Origin of the sequence: Subtercola boreus, from assembly GCF_003399625.1 — a bacterium.
In the GTDB taxonomy this organism is placed as follows: domain Bacteria; phylum Actinomycetota; class Actinomycetes; order Actinomycetales; family Microbacteriaceae; genus Subtercola; species Subtercola boreus_C.
In genome coordinates this window covers 1-693 of the sequence record NZ_NBXA01000067.1, presented here as the reverse complement: position 1 = coordinate 693, position 693 = coordinate 1, and the positions used below count along the sequence as shown (strand labels likewise).

2 pseudogenes are annotated in these 693 nt (G+C 63.1%); one reads left to right on the top strand and one right to left on the bottom strand.

The window, feature by feature from the left end:
• Window positions 1-120, top strand: a pseudogene (locus tag B7R21_RS19200) (IS30 family transposase); the annotation flags it as partial.
• Window positions 121-127: 7 nt separating this feature from the next.
• Here the strand turns inward: B7R21_RS19200 and B7R21_RS20825 are convergent.
• Window positions 128-693 (bottom strand): annotated as a pseudogene (locus B7R21_RS20825) (DDE-type integrase/transposase/recombinase); the annotation flags it as partial.

The following is a 693-nucleotide window of genomic DNA, read 5'->3' as shown; positions in this document are numbered from 1 at the left end:
GCCGTCGCCGACACCATCAATAACCGGCCCCGAGAAATCCTGGGCTGGCGAACCCCCGCAGAAGCCTTCGCCGAACAGCTACGCTCAACACAACAAGCCGCTGTTGCATCGACTGCTTGAATACGGCTTGGCTGCCTCGGTCGGAATGTACGATCGTGCCGGCTGGGGCGCGGAGCGCGATCGCGTTACGCAACGCCGCGGCTGCGAGCTCGGACTTCATCCGGGAATCGATGGAGTACCCGACGATCTTGTTGGAACAGCAATCCTTGACCGCGCACAAATACAGCTTCCCCTCACCGGTCCAGTGCTCCGTGATGTCGGTCAACCAGACCTGGTTCGGTTCTGTCGCGGCCGTAATGAAGTCGTGCGTCACTCGGCCTTTGTCATCGGTCACGCCGAGCAGGTCGTCGTGGACAGCGGGGCCGGGCTTGTTGCCTTTCCCGCGTCGTCGGTGGTGCGAGGCCTGCAACCGGGCGATCCTGGCGAGGCGCCAGACCCGGTTTTCGCTCGCAGCGATCCCGGCATCAGCGAGCTCGTCCGCGAGGAACCGGTACCCCAACGTCGAATCGTTTTCGTGGATCTGCCGCATCGCCTCGATGACATGCGCGTCGTCCCAGTCCCGTTGGGAGACCGGATCCCGCAACCATTTGTAATACCCCTGAGCCGAAAGCTTCAGGACCCTGCACGCCACCG